A 22,233-nucleotide genomic window follows, 5' to 3' on the forward strand; every position below is an offset into this window, starting at 1 on the left:
GCGCATCGAACGAACGGCTCAGAGCCGGACACGAGTTTCGGTGTACTCCAGTAGCTCAAGATCCCCGGTCCCGGCCAAGTGGCCCGCAGGGGAATTCACTCCAATGGAGGAGCGCGCAAGCCCCGGCTCGGGCGTCCCGGCCTGCTGGCTGACAGCTGTCAGCAGGTGTGCGACCAGAGGGCTTCGGTCGTCCTTGCGCCAGGCGACCGCGACCCGGGTGCGGGCGGTGCCGGGCTCGATCCTGCGGAAGACGACGCCTTTGAGACGGATGCGTCGGATGCTCGCCGGGGCCAGCGACACCCCCAGACCGGCTTCCACCAGAGCGCAGACGGTCTGCCATTCCACCGCGTGCTGGACCACCTCGGGGGTGAAGCCCGCTGCCGTGCACAGACCGGTGATCTGGTCATAGAGCTGCGGGCCGACCTCGCGGGGCAGCAGCACGAAAGGGGAGTCCGCCAACTGTGCGACCGGAACGCTCCGTTGGGCGGCGCGTGGATGTGAGGTCGGCAGGACGGCCACGAACGGCTCGGTCAGGACGGTCTGGAAACCGAGCCCCGGTTCGTCGGCGGCGGGCTCGCGCAGCAGGCCGATGTCGATGGTCTTGTCATGCAGGGCGGCGATCTGCGGCGCGCTGGTCATCTCACGGATGTCCAGACGCACGTCGGGGAACCGTTCCCGGAACCGACGCAGCAGGCCGGGCAGGACCGTCAGGGCGAGCGACGCGGCGAAGCCGATCCGCAGCCGGCCGACCCGGCCGCTGCCGACGGCCCGGGCCGCGGCCAGCCCGTCCGCGAGCTCGGCGAGGGCGCGCTGGGCGGCGGGCAGCAGTTCGCGGCCCGCGGAGGTGAGGGCCACGCCCCCTGGCTTGCGGCTGAACAGCGCGTGGCCGACCTTGCCCTCCAGGCGGGCGATCTGTTGGCTCAGCGGCGGCTGGGCGATACCCAGGCGCGCGGCGGCATGGCCGAAGTGGAGTTCCTCGGCGAGCACGACGAAGGCGTGCAGCTGCGGCAGGGGGAGTTCGGGGCGTTCCATACGCCTAGAGATATCATCCCAAGCCCGCTGCCTTATTGGACGTATTTACCCTGGTCACCTAGCGTTCGGCGAATGACAGAGCGACGCGCGATCCTGTGGCTCGACCTTTGAGGAGCGGATCGGCTATGCCCGGGCCGTGGTCGACGGCGACTGGGTGCATGTGTCCGGGACGACCGGGTTCGACTACGCCACCATGACCATCTCGGACGACGTGGTGCGGGTGCGCTATCTCCTCCCCGACCCCCGTATGAAGATCGAGATAGAGGTGTACGCGCGGCGGGCCACCACGCGCACTGTGGTCGGCGCGGCTCTTTCTTGAGCGTTCGATCCAGATAGATTATGGTGGGCGTATGGCAAGGACCCGGGAGTTCGACACCGAGGCGGCGGTGAGCCGCGCGATGGAGCTGTTCTGGGCGCGCGGATACGAGGGGACCTCGGTGCGCGACCTGACCCGGCACCTCGGGATCGGGCAGGGGTCCCTGTACGCCGCGTTCGGCGACAAGGACGGCCTGTACCGGGCCGCGCTGGAGCACTACCGCACCACGTTCGCGGCGGCCGCGCTGCGCAGCCTCGACGAGAGGGCGGACGCCCGGTCGGCGATCCGCGCGATGCTGGTCGAGCGGGTCCGGATCGCCGTCGAACACGACGGCCGGGGCTGCCTGTTGATCAATGCCGCCTGCGAGCGGGTGCCGGAGGACGCGGCGACCCGGCGTACCGTGCGTGACGTGCTGGGTGTCAGTCAGGACGCGCTCGCCGAAGTGCTGCGCGTGGCGGCGGAGCGGGGTGAGATCTCGGCGCGGCACGACCCGCACATCCTCGCCGCCTTCCTCGTGACCTTCCTCAACGGGCTGCTTGTCTCCTCGAAGATCACACCGGACCCGCGTGCCCTCGAACCCCTTGTGGAGGTCGCGCTGGCCACCCTCGACTGACTTTTTCATGCCCGCAATCTGTATCGACTGATCCAGAAAACCTCGTCGCCCACGCGGAACGCAGACGCCGACACCCACCACTGCCTCATCGACACCGGAGGACCCATGCCCCCCTCGCGGACTTCGACCACTCCCGCCCTCGGCGGCAGCCGATGGAACACCTTCCCGGCGGCGGGCACCATGACCGCCCGCGAGTTCTTCACCGGCGCCGAGCCGCTGCTGCAGGGCGTCATCGATGCCCTGCAGAGCGTCGACCGCGAGGTACTCGACGCGCAGATCCACGCGACGCTCGGCCTCGGCACCCGGGAGACCTCGCTGCCGCTGGCCATCGGCCCCGACGCCGCCTCGGCGACCCGCGAACTGGCCGCACAGGCCGAGACCATCGGCCGAGAGATCGCCTCCTGGGCGACCGAGGCCCTGGACCGGCTGCTCACCCACCGGACACCGCTGCCCGCGGGCCCGCTCGTCGTCCGCAGCCACTGCTACGGCCACCTGCTCACCCACCCCGCGACCGATCTGCTCATGGGGCGCCGCGGCGGCCCCGTCACGATGCAGCTCTACAACGAGTGGCTGCACCAGATGGTCCTGCTGCGCGACGCCCTGCTGCCCTTCACCAACTGGCAGGACGTCCCGCTCCTCGTCACCCCGACCGGACTGCGGCACACCGAACCGGCCCGCGACCGCTTCCTCACCGAACTCCTGGTCCGCCAGATCCGGCACACCAGCATCGTGGACTTCGCCCGCCACACCGTCACCGGCGCCTGCGGCCCCGACGGCTACGGCTTCGACCACGACGGCGGCACCGTCCTGCCCGCCGTCGTCGACACGCCACCCCTCGCCGCGCCCCGACACCTGCTGACCTGGCGCCCCGACCCCGCCGCCGGAGACACCGCCACGTACGTCGCCGAGGTACAGGACTACTACACCGCACCCCGCACGCTCATCGAGCACCTGCCGCCCGCCACCGGAACACCGGGGCCGATCACCGGCCGTATCGTGGCCGATCCGGTCGTCGATGGGACCCGCACCGCCCGCATCGAAGTGACCCACGTGCCCCCCAATGGCGCCACCGCCCGCGTCGACCTCGGCCAGGCCCTGCGCGGCCACCGCTTCGCCCACCGCCAGGACCTCACGACACATGCCGAGGCATCCGGTGACGCCCTAACCGCGGAGGTGTGGGCCGTACTGCGCGCACTCGGGTTGGTGTGGACGGAGGGCGGCGACGTCACCGTGGACGCCACCGCTCAGCACAACACCGTCGTTCTGGCACTGCTCGGCCGGCTCTACCCGGACAACGTCGTCCTGCGCCGTGCCGGCCATCGCGCCGGTCCGGTGACCGCGGCCAGGAACGGACCGAGCGGCCTCGTGATCGACATCCGCCGCGAAGCACACCAGGAAAGCTGATAGGCAATGGTTTCTGACCGTCGTGGAGACCTCATCCGCACGGCCCGTGCCCGTTCCTGGCCCTAGCGCTGCGGGCAGGAGATCTCGGGGCGTAGGTGGTGAGGGCTGCAGATCAGGCTTCCGGTGAGGTACCAGCCGCCGACGATGTCTTCTCCGGCGGCGAGGGCTTTGGTGGTGCGCTGGAGGGTGACGCCCATGGTGCAGACGCTCACGGTGCACGCAGCTTGACTCGTCGTCGGCCTCGCGGGTGCGGGTTTCGTCTCGGACCCTCCGGGTCCAAAGCGCCAGCAGGAGGGGAGAAGGGGGACGCCGGCCCGGTGCCCCAATTCCTCGGCCCAGCGGACGGTTGGGCTCAGGACAGGCTCCGCTGCGCTCCACCACGACTGCTGCCGCGCGGTGGCTGCCCGGTCAGTCCAGCGGTGCGCTCGGCCGGGGGCGCGGGAGCACGACGGAGAGCGGGCACCGGCGGGCGGGATCGGCTCTCCCCCACCCCCTCTCAGAAAAACGCTTGATGCAGAGCAAGTGTTTTTTGAGAGGGGGTGGGGGGAGGCCCGAACCGGACCGGCGTCCACCGCTCCGAGCGACCATCCACCGCCGTCCGCCCGTCCGCCGCACGCCGGCCGGTGAGGGCCCGTTGGGCTGGACGGCGACGATGCCTCCGCCCCCTCCCCCTTCCCGCTGCTGGCCGCTCTGCGCCGAAGGCGCGAGACGATGCCCGCACTCGGCGACCGGACCATGCCGTCCAGCGGCGTTGACCCGTTCGTCGTGTTCCCGCGCCCCCGGCCGAGCGCACCGCTGGACTGACCGGGCAGCCAAACGCGCAGCGCAGCCAAACGCGCAGCGCAGCCAAACGCGCAGCGCAGTGGAGCGCACCCGCACCCGTATGTCTATGAGTGTGTCCGGTGGCCCCACCGTTCCAGGGTTCGGTGGTCTCGTCCGAGGTGGCGTGGCGTTCGTCATGTGCCCGCGCCGCCCACCTGGAACCACACCGCCTTTCCTGGGCCGGGGCTATGGTGGCAGACGCCCCAGTCGGCGGCGCAGCTGTCGATGAGGAACAGGCCCCGGCCGTTTTCGGCGTCCGTCGTGGCCCTGGCGAGGGCGCGTGGTGAAGGCACGCCGGGCGCGTCGTCGGTGACGAGGACGCGGAGTGCGCCGAGGGCGCCCCACTCGGCGTAGAGGGTGACGGGTGCCGCGCGACGGGGCTACGGGCCAACCCGACCCAACGGCAACGACGGCTGGGCGAAGAGCTGCGGAAGTTGCGCGAGGCGAGTGGGCTGTCCGCGACGGAAGCGGGTGCCCGCGTGGGGTTGGGGCGGGCGCACATGAGTCACATCGAGACGGGGCGAACGGCCATCCCCGAGGAGAAGCTGCGGGCGCTTGCTGACGTATACGGTTGCACAAGCCATCCCTTGGTCGATGGGCTGTGCGAGATGAGTCGCGCCACGGGGCGGGGCTGGTGGTCGGCCTACAAGGAGACCCATGACGCCCGAGCCTTCGACCTCGCGGAGTTGGAGGAGGGCGCTGCGACACACCGTTCGTTCCAGTGGATGTACGTGCCCGGTCTGCTCCAGACCCCGGACTACATGCATAGCCTCTTCGAGAGCAATCGGCCAAACAGCCCTGAAGTGGTCGACAGGGCTGTCGAGTTCCGACTGCGGCGGCAGCAGGTATTGCTCGATGGAGCGCAGCACCGGCATCCTGGACGGCCGGGTGCCAGAGCTGAGTACCGTCTACGTAGAGCATCCGGTCTCGTCCGTCTTCCTCGGCGACCGGGAGCACCTTGCCCAGTACAACGCCGCCTTCGAGCATCTGAGTGCGGTGGCGCTGTCGCCGATTGCGCTTCGGGCTGGGCGCGAGTGCCATACGAAGCGAGACTCGCTCCAGCTCATCCAGCACTTGCTGTACGTACTGTGAAGGGAACCTCATTCATGCCTTCGTGGCGGAAGTCAAGCTTCAGTAGCGGTCAGATCAGCTCCGATTGCCTGGAGGTCGCTGCCTCGCCGCACAACCGCATACTCCTGCGCGAGAGCGACGACCCGACCGCCGTCATCACCACCACCCCGGGAAGCCCGGACACGAGCCGCACCTGATCCTCGCGCAACTCCGCGTTGGCGACGCCGCCGAGCACGCCCATGTTTCCGGCGGTCAGCAAGGCCAGGACGACATGATCGACCGGGCTGTTGCAGAAGGCATGCACGTCGACCGCGTAGGTCGGGGTGTAGGCGATGAGCGGCTTCTGGTCGACCTCGTCGGCGTGTTCGGCTTCGAAGGTCTCCTCGTCGCCGATTCCGGGGCCCATCAGGGAGACCAGGACCGGCCGATGTCCGGCGACACCGCCGGTGTCCGCGATGCCGAGGCTCTCCGTCCGCACATGGAGGTTGTACTCGCCGATCCGTTTCTCCTCGAGGCATGGCGAGGAGGGCCACCAAGTAGTCGTGGAGTCGTTGGATGGCGGAGTTGGACGGTGCTTCCGCCAGTTCGATCACCAACACCGCGCCCATGGCGTGCGGTCGGTCAGCCCTGGACAGGAGCCGCGAGTGCCGTCGCTGTCGCGCGGGCGAAGGCTTGCGGGTTGTCCAGCATGATGTTGTGTCCGCAGTCCGGGATCGCGACGACGGACACTCCGGCCTCGGTGAGTGGACCGGTGCCCGGGAGCGGGCCGTCGGCCTCGGGCAGCAGGAAGGTGCGGGGGATCTTCAGGTCCAGCAGCAGATCACGCATGGTGGGGACGGTGCCGCGGGTGAGGTGGACCGCGCTGCGGTGCAGCGCCTCCCGGCCGGCCAGGCGCATCGTGGACCACCAGTGCGGGCCGACCCGGTCGCGGACCTCTTCCCAGCCGCCCGTCAAGAACTCCTCCTCTGTGTAGGCGGCGATACCGCTGCTGCCCGAAGAGCCGGGCTTGCGCGGGATCGGGTCGAGGTTGGCGTCGACCAGGACGAGGCGGGAGACCAGGTGGGGGTGGCGGGCGGCCAGGACGATGGCCACCGAGCCGCCCATGCTGTGCGCGATCAGTTCGGCGCCGGTGACACCCGCGCAGGTCAGCGCCTCGGCGAGCGCATCGGCATGTGACTCCAGCGTGTAGTCGAAGCCCGTCGGCCGGTCGCTGATGCCGTGACCCAGCAGGTCGACCAGCAGGGAACGGCGGCCGGCCAGGAGGGGGTGTACCGCGATCTCCGCGAAGTAGGCGGGCGACGTGGCGCCCAGCCCGTGCACGTAGACGCGTGGCGGCTCCTGCCCGGGCAGCTCGACCCACCGGATCCGGTCACCCTCGGGTGTTACGGCGGCGTTGTGCATGGTCTGCTCCCCTGCAGTCAAGATCGATGTATCGATGGAGAGACGAGAGTAGTCACACCTGGGCGCGGTGGCCGCCGCCCCGCGGCGATGGATTACGCCCGGGGCTCCCGCCGGCCCGCGTGCGCCGCCGCGTGGCGCAGTGAGCGGCAGGCCACCACGGCCCAGGCGGCGACGAGCAGCGTGTAGAGGACGACGGCAGCCCAGACGAACACGTGCGAGCCGGTACGGGCGGCGAGGGCGCCGGTGCCGGTGACCAGGGCGCCGAGGGGGAAGATGAAGGACCACCAGGTGGGCGCGAAGGGCAGCCCCGCTCGGAACTCCCGCACGGTCAGCGCGGTGGCGAGTGCCAGCCACAGCATGGCGAAGCCCCACACCCCGACTCCGCCCAGCAGCGCGACGACTGCCGCGCCCCGCACGTACGGCGCGGGCAGCGCGCTCGGCGCCGCTGTGGCCAGCACACCCAGCCCCGTCACGACCTGGCCCAGCGCCCCCAGGCCGATCCACACCGTGGGCACCATCGCGCCAGTGGGCGCGTCATGGTGCACCAGGCGGCTGTAGATCATGGCCAGCACCAGCAGTGCCGCCACCAGGCCGAGCCCGAACATCGCGTAGCAGCCCAGCAGCATGGCCAGCCGCGGCTGCCCGGCAGGCGTGTGCGGGACGAGCAGCGCGCCCGTCGTGGCGGAGACCAACGGCGGTACCACCGGCATCAGCCACCCACCGAACGCCGCGTCCGGTGCGAAGCGGTGCCGGGTGACCATCAGGTACGGCACCGTACAGGCTGTGACAAGACCGAGTGCGGTGCCGAGCGACCACAGCACCCAGTCCACGTCCAGCGCGGCCCGCGCCCCGATCACGGGCTGACCGAGTTGCAGCGCCCCGGCGCCCACCGTGAGGAGCGCCACGGCCGGCGCGCCGAAGAATTGAGCGTGCATCGGATCGGCGGCGTGCAGCCGCAGCGCCCGCTGCCGGACGTAGCCGACCGCCAGTACGACGAGCAGCAGGCCGGCCCCCAGCCAGACCACCGTGGCGGCGCCCCGCAGCCCGGGGAAGGTTCGGGGCAGGGTGGCCGCCGCGTTGGCGACGATGCCGGTGCCCATGACGGCCGCGAACCAGCTGGGGCCGAACAGCGGGCGAGGTGTTACGTTCGCCGTGGGCAGCGGGGGGCCGGGAGGGACGGAGAGCCTCTGGTCCACCTCGCCCTCGCTCGGGACGGCTCGGGCACTGCTGGGGTGGGGTGTCACGGCGTGGAACGCCTCTTTCCTCGTCTTGGGAATCACCGTCGGGAACCGGCCGGCCGGTGGCCCAAGCCCAGCAGATGAGGGTCGCGGCCAAGTCCGTCGACCCGTTGGCGTCACGAGGCTATGGCGGCCTCTCGTTCCTGCCGTATAACAGCACGTGCCACAACACCCTCACATCAGGACGTGACGGGGAGTGCCGCCCGAACCTGAGGCGGGACGGCGGTGACGCGACGAAGACCAGGTCAGCGCCGGTGGGCAACGGGCGGTCCATGCGTTCCGGCGTCACCTGCGGGGACGTAACCGCCCGACTATCCGTTGAGGCGTCGGAGCACCATGGCTCGTCGTGCGGCTGCGTGCGTATGCCGTGACGGGGGACGTGCGTACTGCGCCACCGGGTTCGCCCTGGCGTGGGGGAGCGGTCTGTCAGCCCGCCGAGCGCGCCATCGCCGCGAGTCGCGGGTAGGTGATCGAGTCGTCGAAGGGCACGCCGAGGATGTCCCAGCCGACCGAGCCGAGGGCGTCGAAGGTCTGCCCGTAGTCGGTCAGATCTGCGACGATCGAGCTGATGTCGTCCCGGCCGGCGTCCGGTCGATGCCGACCACCTCATGTCCGGCGACCAGCAGCGCGTCGACGGCGTGGCGGCCGACCTTTTCCTTCACAGCCGGTCACGGCGACGCGGAGAGCAGGGGGCGGGGCGCACGCGGTCAGGCGCGTGCTGTGGCGCCTTCTCGCCGGGCTGCTTCATCCAGCAGATCACCGCTGCGGGGGCGTCCCACGGTGGGCGCGCGCCGCACCCTGAAAGCCGCGCAGCACGCCCGCAAAGCCAAACCACGTCCCTGAGCCGTGTCAGCCACCGGATGCCGGTGCCGGAGGGCGGGCGGCGACGTCCTGATCTGCCGCAGTCCTGGCACGCTCGCGCGCCCCGCCGTGCCGAGGAGCCCTCGTAACCTTGGAAGGGCTGACGAGGCCGACGGTCCTCATTGCCGCGGACCGCCTCGGCCCAGGCGGCGGCTGGGCCGGTTTCGGCCACGCCGTCCGTGATGGTCTCCGTAAGTGGAAAGAAGGCGTTCTGCGCCGTGGCTTCACAATCAGGCAGTACTCCCTCGGTCTCGCACCAGGTGGAATTCGGCATCAACGAGTGGCTCGTCGACGAATTCCGGGAGCGGTATCTCCGCGATCCCGATTCCGTCGACGTGGTCTGGCAGGACTACTTCCGGGCGTCCGCGACGGGGCACGAGGCCGTGCCCGGGCGTGCCGGAGCGACAGCGCACGAGGATGATGCCGACCTTGTGGCCAAGGCGGTCCGCGTCGCGGCCCTGATCCACTCGTATCGAGTCCGCGGGCACCTGGCGGCCGTCACCAATCCCCTCGCCGCGGAGCCGTCTTCCGGCCACCCGGACCTGGAGCCTTCGGGACACGGCCTCGATGCCGCGGACGCCGCGCGGGAATTCCCCGTCGATGGCTTTGCCGGACGCCAGGAGATGACGCTGCGCGACATTGTGAGCACGCTTCGCGACGCGTACTGCGGCACTACCGGCATCGAGTACATGCACATCCAGGATCCGCAGGAGCGGCTCTGGATCCAGCAGCGCGTGGAGGGTCCGCAGCCCCGCCCAGGACACGCTGAGCAACTGCGGATTCTGTACCGCCTGGGCGCCGCCGAGGCGTTCGAGACGTTCCTGCACACCAAGTACGTCGGGCAGAAGAGGTATTCGCTGGAAGGCGGGGAGTCGGCGATCGTCCTGCTGGACGCGCTGCTCGGGCGCGCCGCGCGGCTGGGCACGCGTGAGGCGGTCATCGGGATGGCGCACCGCGGCCGGCTGAACGTACTCGCCAACATCGTGGGCAAGCCCTACGCCCAGATCTTCGACGAATTCGAGGACGCGGTCGACATCCGGTCCGCGCAGGGCTCCGGCGACGTGAAGTACCACCTCGGGGCCGCCGGCACCTTTCACACCGCGGACGGTCACGCGGTCGCGGTCTCCGTGGTGGCGAACCCCTCTCACCTGGAGATCGTGGGGCCCGTGGCGCAGGGGGTCGTGCGGGGGCGGCAGGATCTCGCGGAGGGCGGCCACGGGCCGTTCTCGGTGCTGCCCGTGGTGGTCCACGGTGATGCCGCCTTCGCGGGGCAGGGCGTGGTCGCCGAAACGCTGAACATGTCGCAGCTGCCGGGCTATCGCACCGGCGGTACCGTCCACGTGGCCATCAACAACCAGCTGGGGTTCACCACCGCGCCTGCCGGTGGCCGGTCGAGTGTGTACGCGACCGATGTCGCGCGGACCGTCGAGGCCCCCGTCTTTCATGTCAACGGGGACGATCCCGAAGCGGTCGTCCGGGTGGCACAGCTGGCCTTCGACTACCGGCAGGCGTTCCACAAGGATGTTGTCGTCGATCTGGTCTGCTACCGGCGCCACGGGCACAGCGAGGTCGACGATCCTTCCATCACGCAGCCGGCCATGTACGACCGCATCGCCGCGCGGCCGTCCGTGCGGAATCTGTACGTGGAGTCGCTGCGCGGCGCGGGCGTCATCGATGAGCAGGAAGCCGAACGTGCCCGGCGGGGCTACCGGGGCCAACTCGAGCGAGCCTTCGCCGAGACCGCCGGGGCGTCCTCGCCCGACCACGAGCCGCTTGCGGCTCGCGCTGTCGCGGATCCCCCGGTCCGCGGGGCCGTGACAGCCGTCGCCGAGGCGACGCTGCGGCGCGTCCTGGGCACCCAGACCGACCTGCCGCGGGATTTCACCCCGCACCCGCGCGTTCTCCCGCAACTGCGACGGCGCGCGGCCATGCTCGATGGCGGGAACGTCGACTGGGCCACCGCGGAAGCACTCGCGATCGGATCGCTGCTTCTGGACGGGGTGCCGGTGCGGCTGGCCGGGCAGGATTCCCGCCGAGGGACCTTCGGCCAACGGCATGCCGTGCTCACCGACCGCCGTACGGGGCGGCAGCACACCCCGTTGGATTCGCTCGGTTCGGGAGCGGCACGTTTCACGCCGTACGACTCACTCCTGTCCGAACTCGCCGTGCTCGCCTTCGAATACGGCTATTCGCTGGCCCGGCCGGATGCCCTGGTGCTGTGGGAGGCGCAGTTCGGCGACTTCGCCAACGGCGCGCAGACAGTTGTCGACGAGTACCTCTCCTCCTCGGAGCAGAAGTGGGGGCAGCGATCGGGCCTCGCGCTGTTGCTGCCGCACGGCCTGGAGGGGCAGGGGCCGGACCATTCCTCAGCTCGCATGGAGCGCTTCCTGCAGCTGTGCGCGGACGACAACATGACCGTCGCCAACCCCTCGCTGCCGGCCAACTACTTTCACCTGCTCAGGGGACAGGGCCTCGACGCGCGGCGCAGGCCGCTGGTGGTCTTCACGCCCAAGTCCATGCTGCGGTTGAAGGCCGCGACCTCCGGCCTGGAGGAGTTCACCGGCGGTTCCTTCCGCCCGGTCGTCCCGGACACCACGCAGGACCCCGCCCAGGTCGAGCGGGTACTGCTGTGTTCCGGCAAGGTCTTCTACGACCTGGACGCGCACCGGCGCGACTCGGGACGGGACGGGACCGCCATCGTCCGGCTGGAGCGCCTGTACCCGTTCCCGGCTGACGAACTGCGATCGGAACTGTCCAGGTATCCGTCCGGCGTCGACGTGCGATGGGTTCAGGAGGAGCCGGCCAATCAGGGTGCGTGGACCTTTGTCGGGCCCCGGGTCGCCCCCCTGACCCCCGTCCCTGTGGGGTGTGTGAGTCGACCGGCCGCCTCTGCCCCGGCGGTCGGGTCCGCTCGCCGTCACGCCGCCGAGCAGCAGGATGTTGTCCGGCGGGCCTTCGCCTGACGCCGACGGGGTGCCGGCTCAGCCGGCACCCGCGGGTGCCCCGGCGTCCGCCACTCCGGTGCTGTGGAACCGCGCCCGGAACGCGCCCGGAGTCACCTTGAGATTCCGTACGAACGCTCTGCGTAGCGACTCGGGGGAGCCGAACCCGGTGCGGCGGGCGATCACGGCCATGGGATCGTCGCCGGTCTCCAGCATCGCCTGCGCCGCTTCCAGCCGGATCTGCTCCACGTACCGGGCCGGTGTCGTGCCCACCTCGTCGCCGAAGAGCCGGGTCACCTGGCGGGAGCTGATGCCGGCCCGGCGGGCCATGGCGGCCAGTGTGTGGTTGGCGCCGGGGTCTTCCGCGACGGCGTCCAGCACCCGGCGAAGCATTTCCTGGCGAGTGTGCGGAGCACGGGCGCGAACGCTGAACTGGGACTGCCCGCCCGGCCGTTGCATGAAGACCACCATGTCCTTGGCTACCGCGCGGGCCACTTCGGCCCCATAGTGCTCTTCCACGAGAGCCAGCGAGAGGTCGATGCCCGCGCTGACTCCGGCCGAGGTCATCACCTTGCCGTCCTGGACGAAGATCGCGTCGGGCTTGACCTGGACGGTGGGGAAACGCAGGGCGAGCTGCTGTGAGTAGCGCCAGTGGGTGGCGGCGCCACGGCCGTCCAGAAGGCCGGCGGCGGCCAGCAGAAAGGCGCCGGTGCAGACGGAAGCCGTGCGCCGAGAGTTCGCGTCGAGCCTCCGCACGGTGTCCAGCAGCGCGTCGTCCTTGATCATCTGGTCCCAGCCCGGACCCCCGGGGATCACCAGAACGTCGCTGGTCTCGCGCGCGTCCTCGACGGCCATGTCGACGCCGAGACGGGTGCCTGACGAGCTCGTCACCTCGTGGCCGTCGGCCGACACCATGTTCAGCCGGTAGCGGCCGCCGAATTCGTTCGCCGAAGTGAACACCTCGATCGGACCGGTCACATCCAGTAGCCGGACCCCAGGAAAGACGAGGATCGTCACGAGGAGCGGGCCGGTTCCGGCGTGGGTGTGGTTCATCGAATGCCTCCGGACCTGCCATACGGGTACTGTCCATGCTAAACGCCGTGAGTTGGCAAAACAGACCGACCAGTGCCGCGGCGCGAGGAGCCGGTGGTGACCGGGCTCCGTCAGGCGGGCGAGCGCAGGTAGTTGTAGACCGTCGCCCGGGAGACGCCCAGCAGCTCCGTCACCACCTGCACGGAGTGCTTGACCTGGAGAAAGCCGCGGGTCTTGAGGGAGCGTACGAGCTCCTTCTTCGCGGCGGAGCCGAGGCTGCGCGGGGTGTGGCCGCGGGCCGCGGCGAATTCCTCGATGACGGTGCGGAGTTCGTCGGCGGTGCGGGCGCGCAGGGTTTCGGTGAGGGGCTGCTCCTGGTCGTCGGTCCTGACCAGGTTGTTGAGGCTGCGGGCGACGCTGGCGAACAGCGAGACGTCGAGGTTGAGGCAGATGGCGGCGATGTACTCGCCCGCGCTGTTCTTGATGCCGATCGAGGTGCTCTTGGCCGGGCGGCCGTCCGGGAAGCGGTTGGGGTAGTTCTGGACGATGTCCGGGAAGCCGGGGTCCTGGATGCGGGCGATGCCCAGCTCGGTGGCGGGGTCGCCGACGGAGCGGCCGGAGAGGTTGCTCTCTATGGCCCGGATGGCGTGTTCGGGGTCGCGCAGATCGTGCAGGACGACCTCGCACAGGCCCGGGAACATCCGGCCGATGGCGACGACGATCTTCTCGGTCTCGCGCAGGAGCAGGTCGTCCTCGGCGGTCATGGTGTGCCTCCCTGGTCGGCGAAGAGGGCGCCCATCGCCGTCGCTGCCTTGAGCCCCGAGCCCGTCAGCAGCACGACCGTCGTCTCACCCGGGCGGATCGCGCCCCGGGCGCGGAAGACGTCGATCGCGGCGGCCGCGGTCGCGCTGGTCGGCTCCGCGTACAGGCCCATGGCGGCCAGGCGGCGGGCCGCGGTGGCGATGTCGTCCTCGGGGACGGCCGCCATGTCGCCGTCCGAGCGGCGGACGGCCCGGACGACCTCCGGCAGCCGGATGGGCTCGCGGATGGCGGTGCCCTCGGCGATGGTGGGGGCGAAGGGGGCGGGGCCCTGCGCGTGGAACGCCGCGTGGATGGGGGCGCAGTTGGCGGGCTGGGCGACGAGCAGCCGGGGGCGGCGCCGGATCTGGCCGGAGGCCAGCAGCTCGGAGAAGCCGAGGTCGCAGCCCAGGACGGTGGAACCCGCGCCGGCCACGGTGACGACATTGTCCGGGGCCGTGAAGCCCAGGTCCTCCCACAGCTCGTACGCGAGGGTCTTGGTGCCCTGGAGGAAGAACGGGTGCCAGTTGTGGCTGGCGTAGTACGTATGCTCCGACCGGCGCAGCGCCTCCGCCGCGGTGGCGTCCCGGTCGCCCGGGACGAGCTCCACCCGCGCCCCGTACGCCCGGCTCTGGAGCACCTTGGCGGGGGAGGTGGCCTCGGGGGCGAGGATCGTGGCCCGGATGCCGGCTGCCGCGCAGTACGCCGCGACGGAGGCGCCGCCGTTGCCGGAGCTGTCCTCGAGGACCTCCGGCACGCCCCGCTGCGCGAGCAGGGAGATCATCACGCTGGTGCCGCGGTCCTTGAAGCTGCCGGTGGGGCTGAACCACTCCAGCTTGAAGTGGACCGGGACCTTGCCCCAGGCCTTCTCGACCAGCGGGGTGCAGCCCTCGCCGAGCGACACCGGAGCGGCGATGTCCACGGGCAGGGCCGCGCGGTAGCGCCACAGCGAGCGGGCGCCGGTGTCCACGTCCTCGCGGGTGATGCCGGGCAGGGGGGAGACGGTCAGCGGGGCGCCGTCGTCGCCGCACCAGCGCGCGTCGCTGAGCGGGTAGCGGGCGCCGGATCGCTCGTCCAGGTAGTGGGGTTCAGGGTGGCCGGGTTCGGCGTGGCTGTGTTCAGGGCGGTTGGGTTCAGGGCGGTTGGGTTCAGGATGGCTGGGTTCAGGATGGCTGGGTTCAGGGTCCACTTTAGAAATTCTGTTTAGTTGTGGAGGATCGGTCAAGGGTGCCCCGTCAGGGGCGGCCGTACAGGCGCTCCAGGATCGCCGCCACCCCGTCCTCGTCATGGTCCGGCGCCACCTCGTCCGCGACGGCGATCAGACCGGGGTGTGCGTTGCCCATCGCGACCCCGTACCCGGCCCACTCCAGCATCGGGATGTCGTTCGGCATATCGCCGAAGGCGATCGTGTCCGCGGGCGAGAAGCCCATGCGCTCCGCCGCCCGCCCCAGCCCCACGGACTTGTCCACCCCGGCCGGCAGCACCTCGATCATGCCCTTCTCGGAGTGCGTCACCGACACCTCGTCCCCGCCCGCCAGCGCCGCGGCCGCCGCGACCCGGCCGTCGGGCAGCTCGCGGTGGCGCATCAGCACCTTCTCGATCGGCTGCGCCCACAGCTCCTCCCGGCTGCCGACGAGCCCCCAGCCCGGGCGCACCCGGTCGGCGAAGCGCGGCGTGATCACGAAGCGGTTCTCGGGCGCGGCGGTGACCACCGCCAGCTCCAGCGGGCGCCCGCCCAGCTCCTCCTCGGTGCGCTTGACCACCGCCCGCGCCAGGTCCAGGTCCAGCGCCGCGGAGGCCAGCAGCCGGTCCGCCGAGGCGTCGTACAGCTGCGCGCCCTGACCGCACACCGCGAGCCCCTGATAGCCGATGGCGACCAGGAACTCCCGGCAGGAGGCGGCGGACCGGCCGGTGACGACCAGATGGCGCGCCCCGGCGCGGTCCGCGAGGGCGAGCGCCGCGCGGGTACGGGCCGAGACGGTCAGGTCGGTGCGCAGCAGCGTGCCGTCGAGGTCGGTGGCCACGAGGCGGAAGCGCGACTCGTCGGAGTCCGGGCGGGGCCGTGGGAGCCGAAGTGCCTTGGTGGGTAAACCATCCGAACCGGTGAAGCGGCGCCCGGTTATGGAGGGTGTGGATGGTGCAGGCGTGGCTGGCGTGGCGTCGGCGGTGTGCACGTGCCGGTATCCCTTTCGTGTCCTTGGGCCCGCGGCAGTGCCCCCGGGTACGCGCGCAGGTGCGCGCGCGACGCGGACTGTTGCCCTCGCGCGATGGTCGAGCCGGTGATCGAGCCTCTGAATGCTGAGCCAGAATGGCGGCTCGGGCGGGTGCGATCAAGCGGCCTTGACAGCCGGGCTCACGCCGCCTTCAGCCCGGCCTTCGGCTGGGCCTCCGCCCGCCCCGCCGTCACCTGCCTCGGCAGCCGGTAGGAGAGCCTGCCGTACCACAGCCGCGACAGGGTGAAGCCGAACGACAGGCAGATGACGCCGCCGACGGCGTCCAGCCAGAAGTGATTGGCCGTCGCCACGATCACCACCAGCGTGGCCGTCGGGTACAGCAGCCCCAGCGCCTTCACCCACACCGGGCGGGCCAGCATGGCGATGGTGACGCCGCACCACAGCGACCAGCCGATGTGCATCGACGGCATCGCCGCGTACTGGTTCGACATGCTGGCCAGGTTGCCCGAGGCCATCGACCCCCAGGTGCGGTGTGCCACGACGGTGTCGACGAAGTGGCCCCCGGCCATCAGCCGGGGCGGGGCCAGCGGGAAGAAGTAGTAGCCCAGCAGCGCGACGCCCGTGGTCGCGAAGAGCACCAGCCGGGTGGCGGCGTAGCGGCCCGGGTGCCAGTGGTAGAGCCATGCCAGCACGCCGAGGGTCACGATGAAGTGCAGCGTGGCGTAGTAGTAGTTCATTCCTACGATCAGCCAGCTGACCGAGTCGATCGCGTGGTTGACGCCGTTCTCGAAGGCCATGCCGAGTTGGCCCTCCCAGTCCCAGATCCAACCGGCGTTGCGCATCGCCTCGTGGCGCTGCTCCGGGACGGCGTTGCGGATCAGGGAGTACGTCCAGTAGCTGACGGCGACGAGGAGGATCTCGAACCAGAGCCGGGGTCTGCGGGGGGTGCGCAGCCGGTCCATGAGCGTATGGGGTCGCGCCGGGCGTGCACCGGTCTCCGTGCTGCTTCCCTCGATGGGCGACGGAGTGGCCGTCCGGCTTGCCAGAGTCCTCACAGTCGCTTCACCCATGGGGCAACAGTCTGCCAGAAGCGGCCCGGCGGCAGATCGTCCTTCGGTCCGTTCTTGACGTCTTATGTCCTACTCCGGGCCGTCCCGCATGTGGCGTAGTCCGGTGTACGCCCGGTTATGTCCCTCCGCCTCGCGCTCCCGCCCCGTGGGCCGAGGCCGTGGAGCCGCGGACCACCAGTTCCGGGAGGAAGACGAACTCGCTGGGCGGGGCCGGGGTGCCGCCGATCTCCTCCAGCAGGGCCCGCACCGCGGCCTGGCCCATGGACTGCACGGGCTTGCGGATGGTGGTCAGCGGCGGGTCGGTGAAGGCGATCAGCGGCGAGTCGTCGAAGCCGACCACCGAGACGTCCCGCGGGACGGCCAGGCCCTGCTGCCGGGCCGCGCGTATGGCGCCCAGTGCCATCATGTCGCTCGCGCACACCACCGCCGTGCAGCCGCGCTCGATCAGCGCGCCGGCCGCCGCCTGGCCGCCCTCCAGCGTGTACAGCGAATGCTGGATCAGCTCCTCGGACTCCTCGGGCCCGACCCCCAGCTGCTCCTGCATCGCGCGCTGGAAGCCCTCGATCTTCCGCAGCACGGGGACGAACCGCTTGGGGCCCAGCGCCAGCCCGATCCGGGTGTGCCCGAGCGAGGCCAGGTGGGTCACCGCCAGCAGCATCGCCGCCCGGTCGTCGGGAGAGATGAAGGGCGCCCGCACCTTGGGGGAGTAGCCGTCGACCAGGACGAACGGCACGCCCTGGCCGCGGAGCTGGTCGTAGCGCTGCATATCGGCGCTGGTGTCCGCGTGCAGCCCGGAGACGAAGATGATCCCCGCCACCCCGCGGTCCACCAGCATCTCGGTCAGCTCGTCCTCGGTCGAGCCGCCCGGGGTCTGGGTGGCCAGCACCGGGGTGTAGCCCTGGCGGGTCAGCGCCTGCCCGATCACCTGGGCGAGCGCGGGGAAGATCGGGTTCTCCAGCTCGGGGGTGATCAGGCCCACCAGCCCCGCGCTGCGCTGCCGCAGCCGCACCGGCCGCTCGTATCCGAGCACGTCGAGTGCGGCCAGGACGGATTCGCGGGTGGTCGCCGCCACGCCGGGCTTGCCGTTCAGGACGCGGCTGACCGTGGCTTCGCTGACCCCCGCCTGGGCTGCGATGTCAGCGAGTCGTGCGGTCATGGGGCTGGACTGTACCGGTCGCATGTCAGATTGCCCACCACGCGCAGGAATCGGCGGGAATGCGCACCGTACCCGCCCCGTACTCGAGCGGGGCCGAGGACAGCAGCGCACGCCCGGGAACGGGCAGTTCCACCCCCTCCCCGAGGGTGTTGAGGGTGCACACGAACCCCGGGCGGGAGAGCGCGAGCACCCCCTGGGGGGCGTCCAGCCAGTCCATCGGGGTGTCGCCGAGGCCGGGCACCTCCCTGCGCACCGCGAGCGCCGCGCGGTACAGCTCCAGCGTAGAGTCCGGGTCGCCGCTCTGGGCCTCGACCGACAGATCCCGCCAGTCCGTGGGCTGCGGCAGCCAGCTGCCGCCGGGGCCGAACCCGTACGACTCCCCGTCGCGCGACCAGGGGATGGGCACCCGGCAGCCGTCCCGGAAGCCGTCCTGGCCGCTCTCCTGGAAGGTGCGGAAGAAGGCCGGGTCCTGGCGGCAGTCGTCCGGCAGGTCCGTGACCTCCGGCAGCCCCAGCTCCTCGCCCTGGTAGATGTACGTCGAGCCGGGCAGCGCCAGCATCAGCAGGGCGGCGGCCCGGGCCCGGCGCAGGCCCTGGGCGGGGCTGTCCTCGGCGTAGCGGGTGAGGTGCCGGACCACGTCGTGGTTGGAGAGCACCCAGGTGGTGGGGGCGCCCACGGAGGCGGTCGCGGCCAGCGAGTCGTCGATCACCTCGCGCATCGCCGCCGCGTCCCACGGGCACCTGAGGAACTGGAAGTTGAAGGCCTGGTGCAGCTCGTCGGGGCGTACGTACAGGGCCAGCCGCTCGGAGGTGGGGGCCCATGCCTCGGCGACGCCGATCCGCACCGTGCCGCCGTGAGCCTGGCTGTAGGAGTCCAGCTGGCGCCGCCAGGCGCGGTGGATCTCGTGCACCCCGTCCTGGTCGAAGAACGGCAGCACCTGCGCGCCGATCAGCTTGGCCTGCTCGGTGCGGCCGATGTCGGGCAGGCCGGCGGCCTTGACCATGCCGTGCGCGACATCGATGCGGAAGCCGTCCACGCCCAGGTCGAGCCAGAACTTCAGGACGGACGCGAACTCCTCGGCGACCTCGGGGCACTCCCAGTTGAGGTCGGGCTGCTCGGGCGCGAAGAGGTGCAGATACCACTCGCCGGGGGTGCCGTCGGGGCCGGTGGTGCGGGTCCAGGCGGGGCCGCCGAAGACCGACTCCCAGTCGTTGGGGGGCAGCTCGCCGTCCGCGCCCCGGCCCGGGTGGAAGTGGTAGCGCTCGCGGGCCGCCCCCCGAGGCCGGTCCGCGAGCGCTTCCTGGAACCACACGTGCTGATCGGAGGTGTGGTTCGGAACGATGTCCACGATCACCTTGAGACCGAGCTCATGGGCGGTGCGCACCAGGTCGTCGGCGTCGCCGAGGGTGCCGAACAGCGGGTCGACGGCGCGGTAGTCGGCCACGTCGTATCCGCCGTCGGCCTGCGGCGAGGCGAAGAACGGGGTCAGCCAGACCGCGTCCACGCCCAGGCGGGCCAGGTGCGGCAGCCGCTCACGGGCGCCGCGCAGGTCCCCGATGCCGTCGCCGTCGCTGTCGGCGAAGGACCGCACGTACACCTGGTAGATGACGGCGTCGCGCCACCAGCCGGTGCCGCTGGACGGTTGCCCGGTCTCGGTCCGGGGGGAGGGGGAGGTGGTGAGCTCCTGGGTCATGCCGGTGAACGTAACAGCTCTGCAATGCCTTGCGGAAGAGCTTGCAGGAGCTTGCCGGTGCCTGTCGGGGCGGCTCAGGGCGCCAACCGGGGCACTCCGGCGCATCTGCCGAGCGCTCGGGCGGCCACCGGAGGGACACGTGGAGGTAACGATCCCGAGCGCTTGCAGAAATCCGCCGCAAAGTCTTTCGGCTGATTTGCATCCCTGTTACGTTCCTCGGCAACTCGGCGCCGCGATGGCGCGGCCGGCTTTGGAGGAGTTCAGATGCGACGTGGCATAGCGGCCACTGCGCTCGTCGCGGCGATGGCGCTCGCGGCGACCGCGTGCGGCGGTGATGACGGCGGCAGTGGCGGGGGCAAGAAGTCGGCCGGGGAGATCTCCGGCACCGTGACCTACTGGGACACCTCGAACGAAGCCGAGAAGGGCACCTACAGGCAGCTCGCCGAGGACTTCGGCAAGAAGTACCCGAAGGTCAAGGTCAACTACGTCAATGTGCCGTTCGGCGAGGCGCTGAACAACTTCAAGAACGCCGCGGGCAGCGGCGGCTCCGGCGCCCCGGACGTGCTGCGCGCCGAGGTCGCCTGGACCCAGGACCTCGCCAACATCGGCTATCTGGCCCCGCTGGACGGCACCGCCGCCCTCGACAACGAGTCGGACTATCTGCCCAAGGCCGCCGCCGGTACCAAGTTCAAGGGCAAGACCTACGCCGCGCCGCAGGTCATCGACACCCTCGGCCTCTTCTACAACAAGAAGCTGCTGAAGGAGGCCGGCGTCGAGCCGCCGACCAGCTGGACCGAGCTCAAGGCGGCCGCGAAGAAGATCAAGCAGAAGACCGGCAAGACCGGCCTCTATCTGCGCGGTGACGACGCCTACTGGTTCCTGCCCTTCATCTACGGCGAGGGCGGCGACCTCCTGGACACCGGCGCCAAGAAGGTCACCGTCGACGACGAGCCCGGCATCAGGGCCTTCGCGGCCGCCCGCGACCTGGTCAAGTCCGGCGCGGCGGTCACCGACGCCACCGACGGCTGGGACAACATGCAGAACGCCATCAAGAACGGCGACGTCGCGATGACCGTCAATGGTCCGTGGGCGATCGAGGACACCCTGGCCGGCAAGGCGTTCAAGGACGACAAGTCCAACCTCGGCGTGGTCCCCGTTCCGGCCGGCAGCAAGGCCCAGGGCTCCCCGCAGGGCGGCCAGAACCTCACCGTCTACGCCGGGTCCAAGAACCTGGACGCCTCCTACGCCTTCGTCAAGTACATGAGCTCGGCCGAGGTCCAGGCCAAGACCACCGAGAAGCTCAGCCTGCTGCCGACCCGCACCTCGGTCTACGCGAACAAGACGGTCGCGGCCAACGCCAACGTCAAGTTCTTCAAGTCGGCCGTGGACAAGGCCGTCGAACGCCCCTGGATCCCCGAGGGCAACAGCCTCTTCCAGGCGATCCTGGTCGAGTTCCCGAACGTGGTGACCGGCAAGACCTCCCCCGAGAAGGCGGCCAAGTCGGTCGGCGCCGCGTACCGCAAGCTCCTCAAGGGCGACTGGAAGTAGGGACCCGCGACGATGGCTGTCGAGACCGGGCAGTCGGCAGGATCGGCCGCGGGCGCGGAGGGCGCCCGCGGCCGGGTCCGCAAGGCCGCCACAACCGACAAGGCCGGCCGGACCGGCAAGGCGAGCAAGCGGCCTCCCGGCCGGATCCGCAACGCGCTGAGCCGCCACTGGTACGCCTGGGCCATGGTCGCGCCCGTCGTGCTCGTGATCGGCCTGATCATCGGCTATCCGCTGGCGCGCGGCGTGTATCTGTCGCTCACCGACGCCAACGAGGCGAACGTCGAGCGCACCATCGGGATGAACCACATCCCGGCGACGTACGAGTTCGTCGGCCTGGACAACTTCACCGCGATCCTGAAGGACCCGATCTTCTGGGACCGGCTCGGCTGGACCGTGACCTGGACCGTCGGCTGCGTCGCCCTCACCTTCGCCATCGGCCTCGGCCTGGCCGTCATGCTCAACCGCAGATTCGCCGGCCGCACCCTCTACCGGTCGCTGCTGATCCTGCCCTGGGCCGTGCCCGCCTTCGTCTCCGTCTTCGCCTGGCGCCTTCTCTACAACGAGAGAAACGGCATCCTCAACAAGATCCTGGACGGCGGCGGCATCGACGCCGTGCCCTGGCTGAACGACCCCACCATGGCCAAGATCTCGGTGATCGCCGTGAACGTCTGGCTCGGGGTGCCGTTCATGCTGGTCGCGCTGCTCGGCGGCTTGCAGTCTATCCCCGGCGAGCTGTACGAAGCCGCTGAGATGGACGGGGCCAGGCCCTGGCAGCGGTTCCGCCACATCACCCTGCCCGGGCTGCGCTCGGTCAGCTCCACGGTGGTGCTGCTGTCCACCATCTGGACCTTCAACATGTTCCCGGTGATCTTCCTGCTCACCCGCGGCGGACCGGGCGACAGCACAGAGGTCCTGGTGACGTACGCCTACCGGCTCTCGTTCGTCAACAGCCCGCGCGACTTCGCGGGCGCCTCGGCATGGGGCGTGCTCATCCTGCTGATCCTCATGCTCTTCGCGGCGGTCTACCGCCGCGCACTCCGCAGGCAGGGAGAGGTGTGGTGA

General features: G+C 70.6%; 18 protein-coding genes and 5 pseudogenes. 10 read left to right on the forward strand and 13 right to left on the reverse strand.

All coding sequences use genetic code 11. The features are described from left to right. Positions 1-18: 18 nt before the first annotated feature. Positions 19-1,032, reverse strand: a complete 1,014-nt coding sequence (locus ACWY4P_RS38610; protein ID WP_456205225.1) for a LysR family transcriptional regulator — start codon at positions 1,030-1,032, stop codon at positions 19-21. A 72-nt stretch (positions 1,033-1,104) separates the two neighbouring features. Between ACWY4P_RS38610 and ACWY4P_RS38615 the strand changes: the two are divergent. The 3 genes and pseudogenes from ACWY4P_RS38615 to ACWY4P_RS38625 all read left to right on the forward strand — a co-directional run bounded on the left by ACWY4P_RS38615 (position 1,105) and on the right by ACWY4P_RS38625 (position 3,365). Beyond that, positions 1,105-1,351 (forward strand): annotated as a pseudogene (locus ACWY4P_RS38615) (hypothetical protein). A gap of 31 nt (positions 1,352-1,382) precedes the next feature. Then, entirely contained in the window at positions 1,383-1,961 is a 579-nt protein-coding gene (locus ACWY4P_RS38620) for a TetR/AcrR family transcriptional regulator (RefSeq protein ID WP_456205227.1), read from the forward strand. Between the two features lie 105 nt (positions 1,962-2,066). Further along, a complete protein-coding gene (locus tag ACWY4P_RS38625) occupies positions 2,067-3,365 on the forward strand; it encodes a hypothetical protein (protein WP_456205228.1) in 1,299 nt (432 codons plus the stop codon). A gap of 62 nt (positions 3,366-3,427) precedes the next feature. Here ACWY4P_RS38625 and ACWY4P_RS38630 read toward each other — a convergent pair whose 3' ends face one another. Both ACWY4P_RS38630 and ACWY4P_RS38635 read right to left on the reverse strand, forming a co-directional pair. Continuing rightward, positions 3,428-3,577: a hypothetical protein gene (locus ACWY4P_RS38630; protein WP_456205230.1), complete on the reverse strand. Its 150-nt coding sequence runs from the start codon at positions 3,575-3,577 to the stop codon at positions 3,428-3,430. Positions 3,578-4,321: 744 nt separating this feature from the next. Then, a complete protein-coding gene (locus ACWY4P_RS38635) occupies positions 4,322-4,480 on the reverse strand; it encodes a hypothetical protein (protein ID WP_456205231.1) in 159 nt (52 codons plus the stop codon). Positions 4,481-4,621: 141 nt separating this feature from the next. On the opposite strand from ACWY4P_RS38635, the pseudogene ACWY4P_RS38640 reads away from it, so the two are divergent. From ACWY4P_RS38640 to ACWY4P_RS38650, 3 genes and pseudogenes are all read left to right on the forward strand, one after another. Next, positions 4,622-4,993 (forward strand): annotated as a pseudogene (locus ACWY4P_RS38640) (Scr1 family TA system antitoxin-like transcriptional regulator); the annotation flags it as partial. A 49-nt stretch (positions 4,994-5,042) separates the two neighbouring features. After that, positions 5,043-5,279 (forward strand): Scr1 family TA system antitoxin-like transcriptional regulator, encoded by a 237-nt coding sequence (locus ACWY4P_RS38645; RefSeq protein WP_456205232.1) that lies wholly within the window; start codon positions 5,043-5,045, stop codon positions 5,277-5,279. Positions 5,280-5,293: 14 nt separating this feature from the next. Then, positions 5,294-5,455, forward strand: a complete 162-nt coding sequence (locus ACWY4P_RS38650) for a DUF397 domain-containing protein (RefSeq protein WP_456213200.1) — start codon at positions 5,294-5,296, stop codon at positions 5,453-5,455. A 5-nt stretch (positions 5,456-5,460) separates the two neighbouring features. Here the strand turns inward: ACWY4P_RS38650 and ACWY4P_RS38655 are convergent. From ACWY4P_RS38655 to ACWY4P_RS38665, 3 genes and pseudogenes are all read right to left on the reverse strand, one after another. After that, positions 5,461-5,736: pseudogene (locus tag ACWY4P_RS38655) on the reverse strand (DUF6368 family protein); the annotation flags it as partial. 143 nt (positions 5,737-5,879) lie between these two features. Continuing rightward, positions 5,880-6,659 carry an alpha/beta fold hydrolase gene (locus ACWY4P_RS38660; RefSeq protein WP_456205233.1) on the reverse strand — a complete coding sequence of 260 codons (780 nt, stop codon included), beginning with the start codon at positions 6,657-6,659 and terminating at the stop codon, positions 5,880-5,882. Between the two features lie 92 nt (positions 6,660-6,751). Further along, positions 6,752-7,903 carry a TDT family transporter gene (locus ACWY4P_RS38665; protein WP_456205234.1) on the reverse strand — a complete coding sequence of 384 codons (1,152 nt, stop codon included), beginning with the start codon at positions 7,901-7,903 and terminating at the stop codon, positions 6,752-6,754. Between the two features lie 1,037 nt (positions 7,904-8,940). On the opposite strand from ACWY4P_RS38665, the pseudogene ACWY4P_RS38670 reads away from it, so the two are divergent. Both ACWY4P_RS38670 and ACWY4P_RS38675 read left to right on the forward strand, forming a co-directional pair. Next, positions 8,941-9,075: pseudogene (locus ACWY4P_RS38670) on the forward strand (hypothetical protein); the annotation flags it as partial. Continuing rightward, positions 9,076-11,721: pseudogene (locus ACWY4P_RS38675) on the forward strand (multifunctional oxoglutarate decarboxylase/oxoglutarate dehydrogenase thiamine pyrophosphate-binding subunit/dihydrolipoyllysine-residue succinyltransferase subunit); the annotation flags it as partial. A gap of 18 nt (positions 11,722-11,739) precedes the next feature. Here the strand turns inward: ACWY4P_RS38675 and ACWY4P_RS38680 are convergent. The 7 genes from ACWY4P_RS38680 to ACWY4P_RS38710 all read right to left on the reverse strand — a co-directional run bounded on the left by ACWY4P_RS38680 (position 11,740) and on the right by ACWY4P_RS38710 (position 19,623). After that, positions 11,740-12,753: a GlxA family transcriptional regulator gene (locus tag ACWY4P_RS38680; RefSeq protein ID WP_456205235.1), complete on the reverse strand. Its 1,014-nt coding sequence runs from the start codon at positions 12,751-12,753 to the stop codon at positions 11,740-11,742. Positions 12,754-12,863: 110 nt separating this feature from the next. Continuing rightward, positions 12,864-13,496 (reverse strand): helix-turn-helix transcriptional regulator, encoded by a 633-nt coding sequence (locus tag ACWY4P_RS38685; protein WP_456205236.1) that lies wholly within the window; start codon positions 13,494-13,496, stop codon positions 12,864-12,866. After that, complete coding sequence (locus ACWY4P_RS38690; protein ID WP_456213201.1) at positions 13,493-14,608, reverse strand: threonine synthase; 1,116 nt, start codon at positions 14,606-14,608, stop codon at positions 13,493-13,495. The genes ACWY4P_RS38685 and ACWY4P_RS38690 overlap by 4 nt, the downstream gene beginning before the upstream one ends. A 157-nt stretch (positions 14,609-14,765) precedes the next feature. Beyond that, on the reverse strand, positions 14,766-15,554 hold the full coding sequence (locus ACWY4P_RS38695) for an HAD family hydrolase (protein ID WP_456205237.1): 789 nt from the start codon (positions 15,552-15,554) through the stop codon (positions 14,766-14,768). A gap of 329 nt (positions 15,555-15,883) precedes the next feature. Beyond that, positions 15,884-16,774 (reverse strand): phosphatase PAP2 family protein, encoded by an 891-nt coding sequence (locus tag ACWY4P_RS38700; protein WP_456205238.1) that lies wholly within the window; start codon positions 16,772-16,774, stop codon positions 15,884-15,886. A gap of 115 nt (positions 16,775-16,889) precedes the next feature. After that, positions 16,890-17,930, reverse strand: a complete 1,041-nt coding sequence (locus tag ACWY4P_RS38705) for a LacI family DNA-binding transcriptional regulator (protein WP_456205239.1) — start codon at positions 17,928-17,930, stop codon at positions 16,890-16,892. A 25-nt stretch (positions 17,931-17,955) separates the two neighbouring features. Beyond that, a complete protein-coding gene (locus ACWY4P_RS38710; protein ID WP_456205240.1) occupies positions 17,956-19,623 on the reverse strand; it encodes a glycoside hydrolase family 13 protein in 1,668 nt (555 codons plus the stop codon). Positions 19,624-19,887: 264 nt separating this feature from the next. Here ACWY4P_RS38710 and ACWY4P_RS38715 point away from each other — a divergent pair, with 264 nt between their 5' ends. Then, entirely contained in the window at positions 19,888-21,171 is a 1,284-nt protein-coding gene (locus ACWY4P_RS38715; protein WP_456205241.1) for an extracellular solute-binding protein, read from the forward strand. 12 nt (positions 21,172-21,183) lie between these two features. Beyond that, positions 21,184-22,233 carry a carbohydrate ABC transporter permease gene (locus ACWY4P_RS38720; RefSeq protein ID WP_456205242.1) on the forward strand — a complete coding sequence of 350 codons (1,050 nt, stop codon included), beginning with the start codon at positions 21,184-21,186 and terminating at the stop codon, positions 22,231-22,233.

This window comes from Streptomyces sp. LZ34 (genome assembly GCF_053890475.1).

Excerpts from the sequence above, each read along its gene's own strand:
- ACWY4P_RS38610 (WP_456205225.1), bottom strand. The coding sequence starts at position 1,032 with ATGGAACGCCCCGAACTCCCCCTGCCGCAGCTGCACGCCTTCGTCGTG.
- ACWY4P_RS38620 (WP_456205227.1), top strand. The coding sequence starts at position 1,383 with ATGGCAAGGACCCGGGAGTTCGACACCGAGGCGGCGGTGAGCCGCGCG.
- ACWY4P_RS38625 (WP_456205228.1), top strand. The coding sequence starts at position 2,067 with ATGCCCCCCTCGCGGACTTCGACCACTCCCGCCCTCGGCGGCAGCCGA.
- ACWY4P_RS38645 (WP_456205232.1), top strand. The coding sequence starts at position 5,043 with ATGGAGCGCAGCACCGGCATCCTGGACGGCCGGGTGCCAGAGCTGAGT.
- ACWY4P_RS38650 (WP_456213200.1), top strand. The coding sequence starts at position 5,294 with ATGCCTTCGTGGCGGAAGTCAAGCTTCAGTAGCGGTCAGATCAGCTCC.
- ACWY4P_RS38660 (WP_456205233.1), bottom strand. The coding sequence starts at position 6,659 with ATGCACAACGCCGCCGTAACACCCGAGGGTGACCGGATCCGGTGGGTC.
- ACWY4P_RS38680 (WP_456205235.1), bottom strand. The coding sequence starts at position 12,753 with ATGAACCACACCCACGCCGGAACCGGCCCGCTCCTCGTGACGATCCTC.
- ACWY4P_RS38685 (WP_456205236.1), bottom strand. The coding sequence starts at position 13,496 with ATGACCGCCGAGGACGACCTGCTCCTGCGCGAGACCGAGAAGATCGTC.
- ACWY4P_RS38700 (WP_456205238.1), bottom strand. The coding sequence starts at position 16,774 with ATGGGTGAAGCGACTGTGAGGACTCTGGCAAGCCGGACGGCCACTCCG.
- ACWY4P_RS38705 (WP_456205239.1), bottom strand. The coding sequence starts at position 17,930 with ATGACCGCACGACTCGCTGACATCGCAGCCCAGGCGGGGGTCAGCGAA.
- ACWY4P_RS38710 (WP_456205240.1), bottom strand. The coding sequence starts at position 19,623 with ATGACCCAGGAGCTCACCACCTCCCCCTCCCCCCGGACCGAGACCGGG.
- ACWY4P_RS38715 (WP_456205241.1), top strand. The coding sequence starts at position 19,888 with ATGCGACGTGGCATAGCGGCCACTGCGCTCGTCGCGGCGATGGCGCTC.
- ACWY4P_RS38720 (WP_456205242.1), top strand. The coding sequence starts at position 21,184 with ATGGCTGTCGAGACCGGGCAGTCGGCAGGATCGGCCGCGGGCGCGGAG.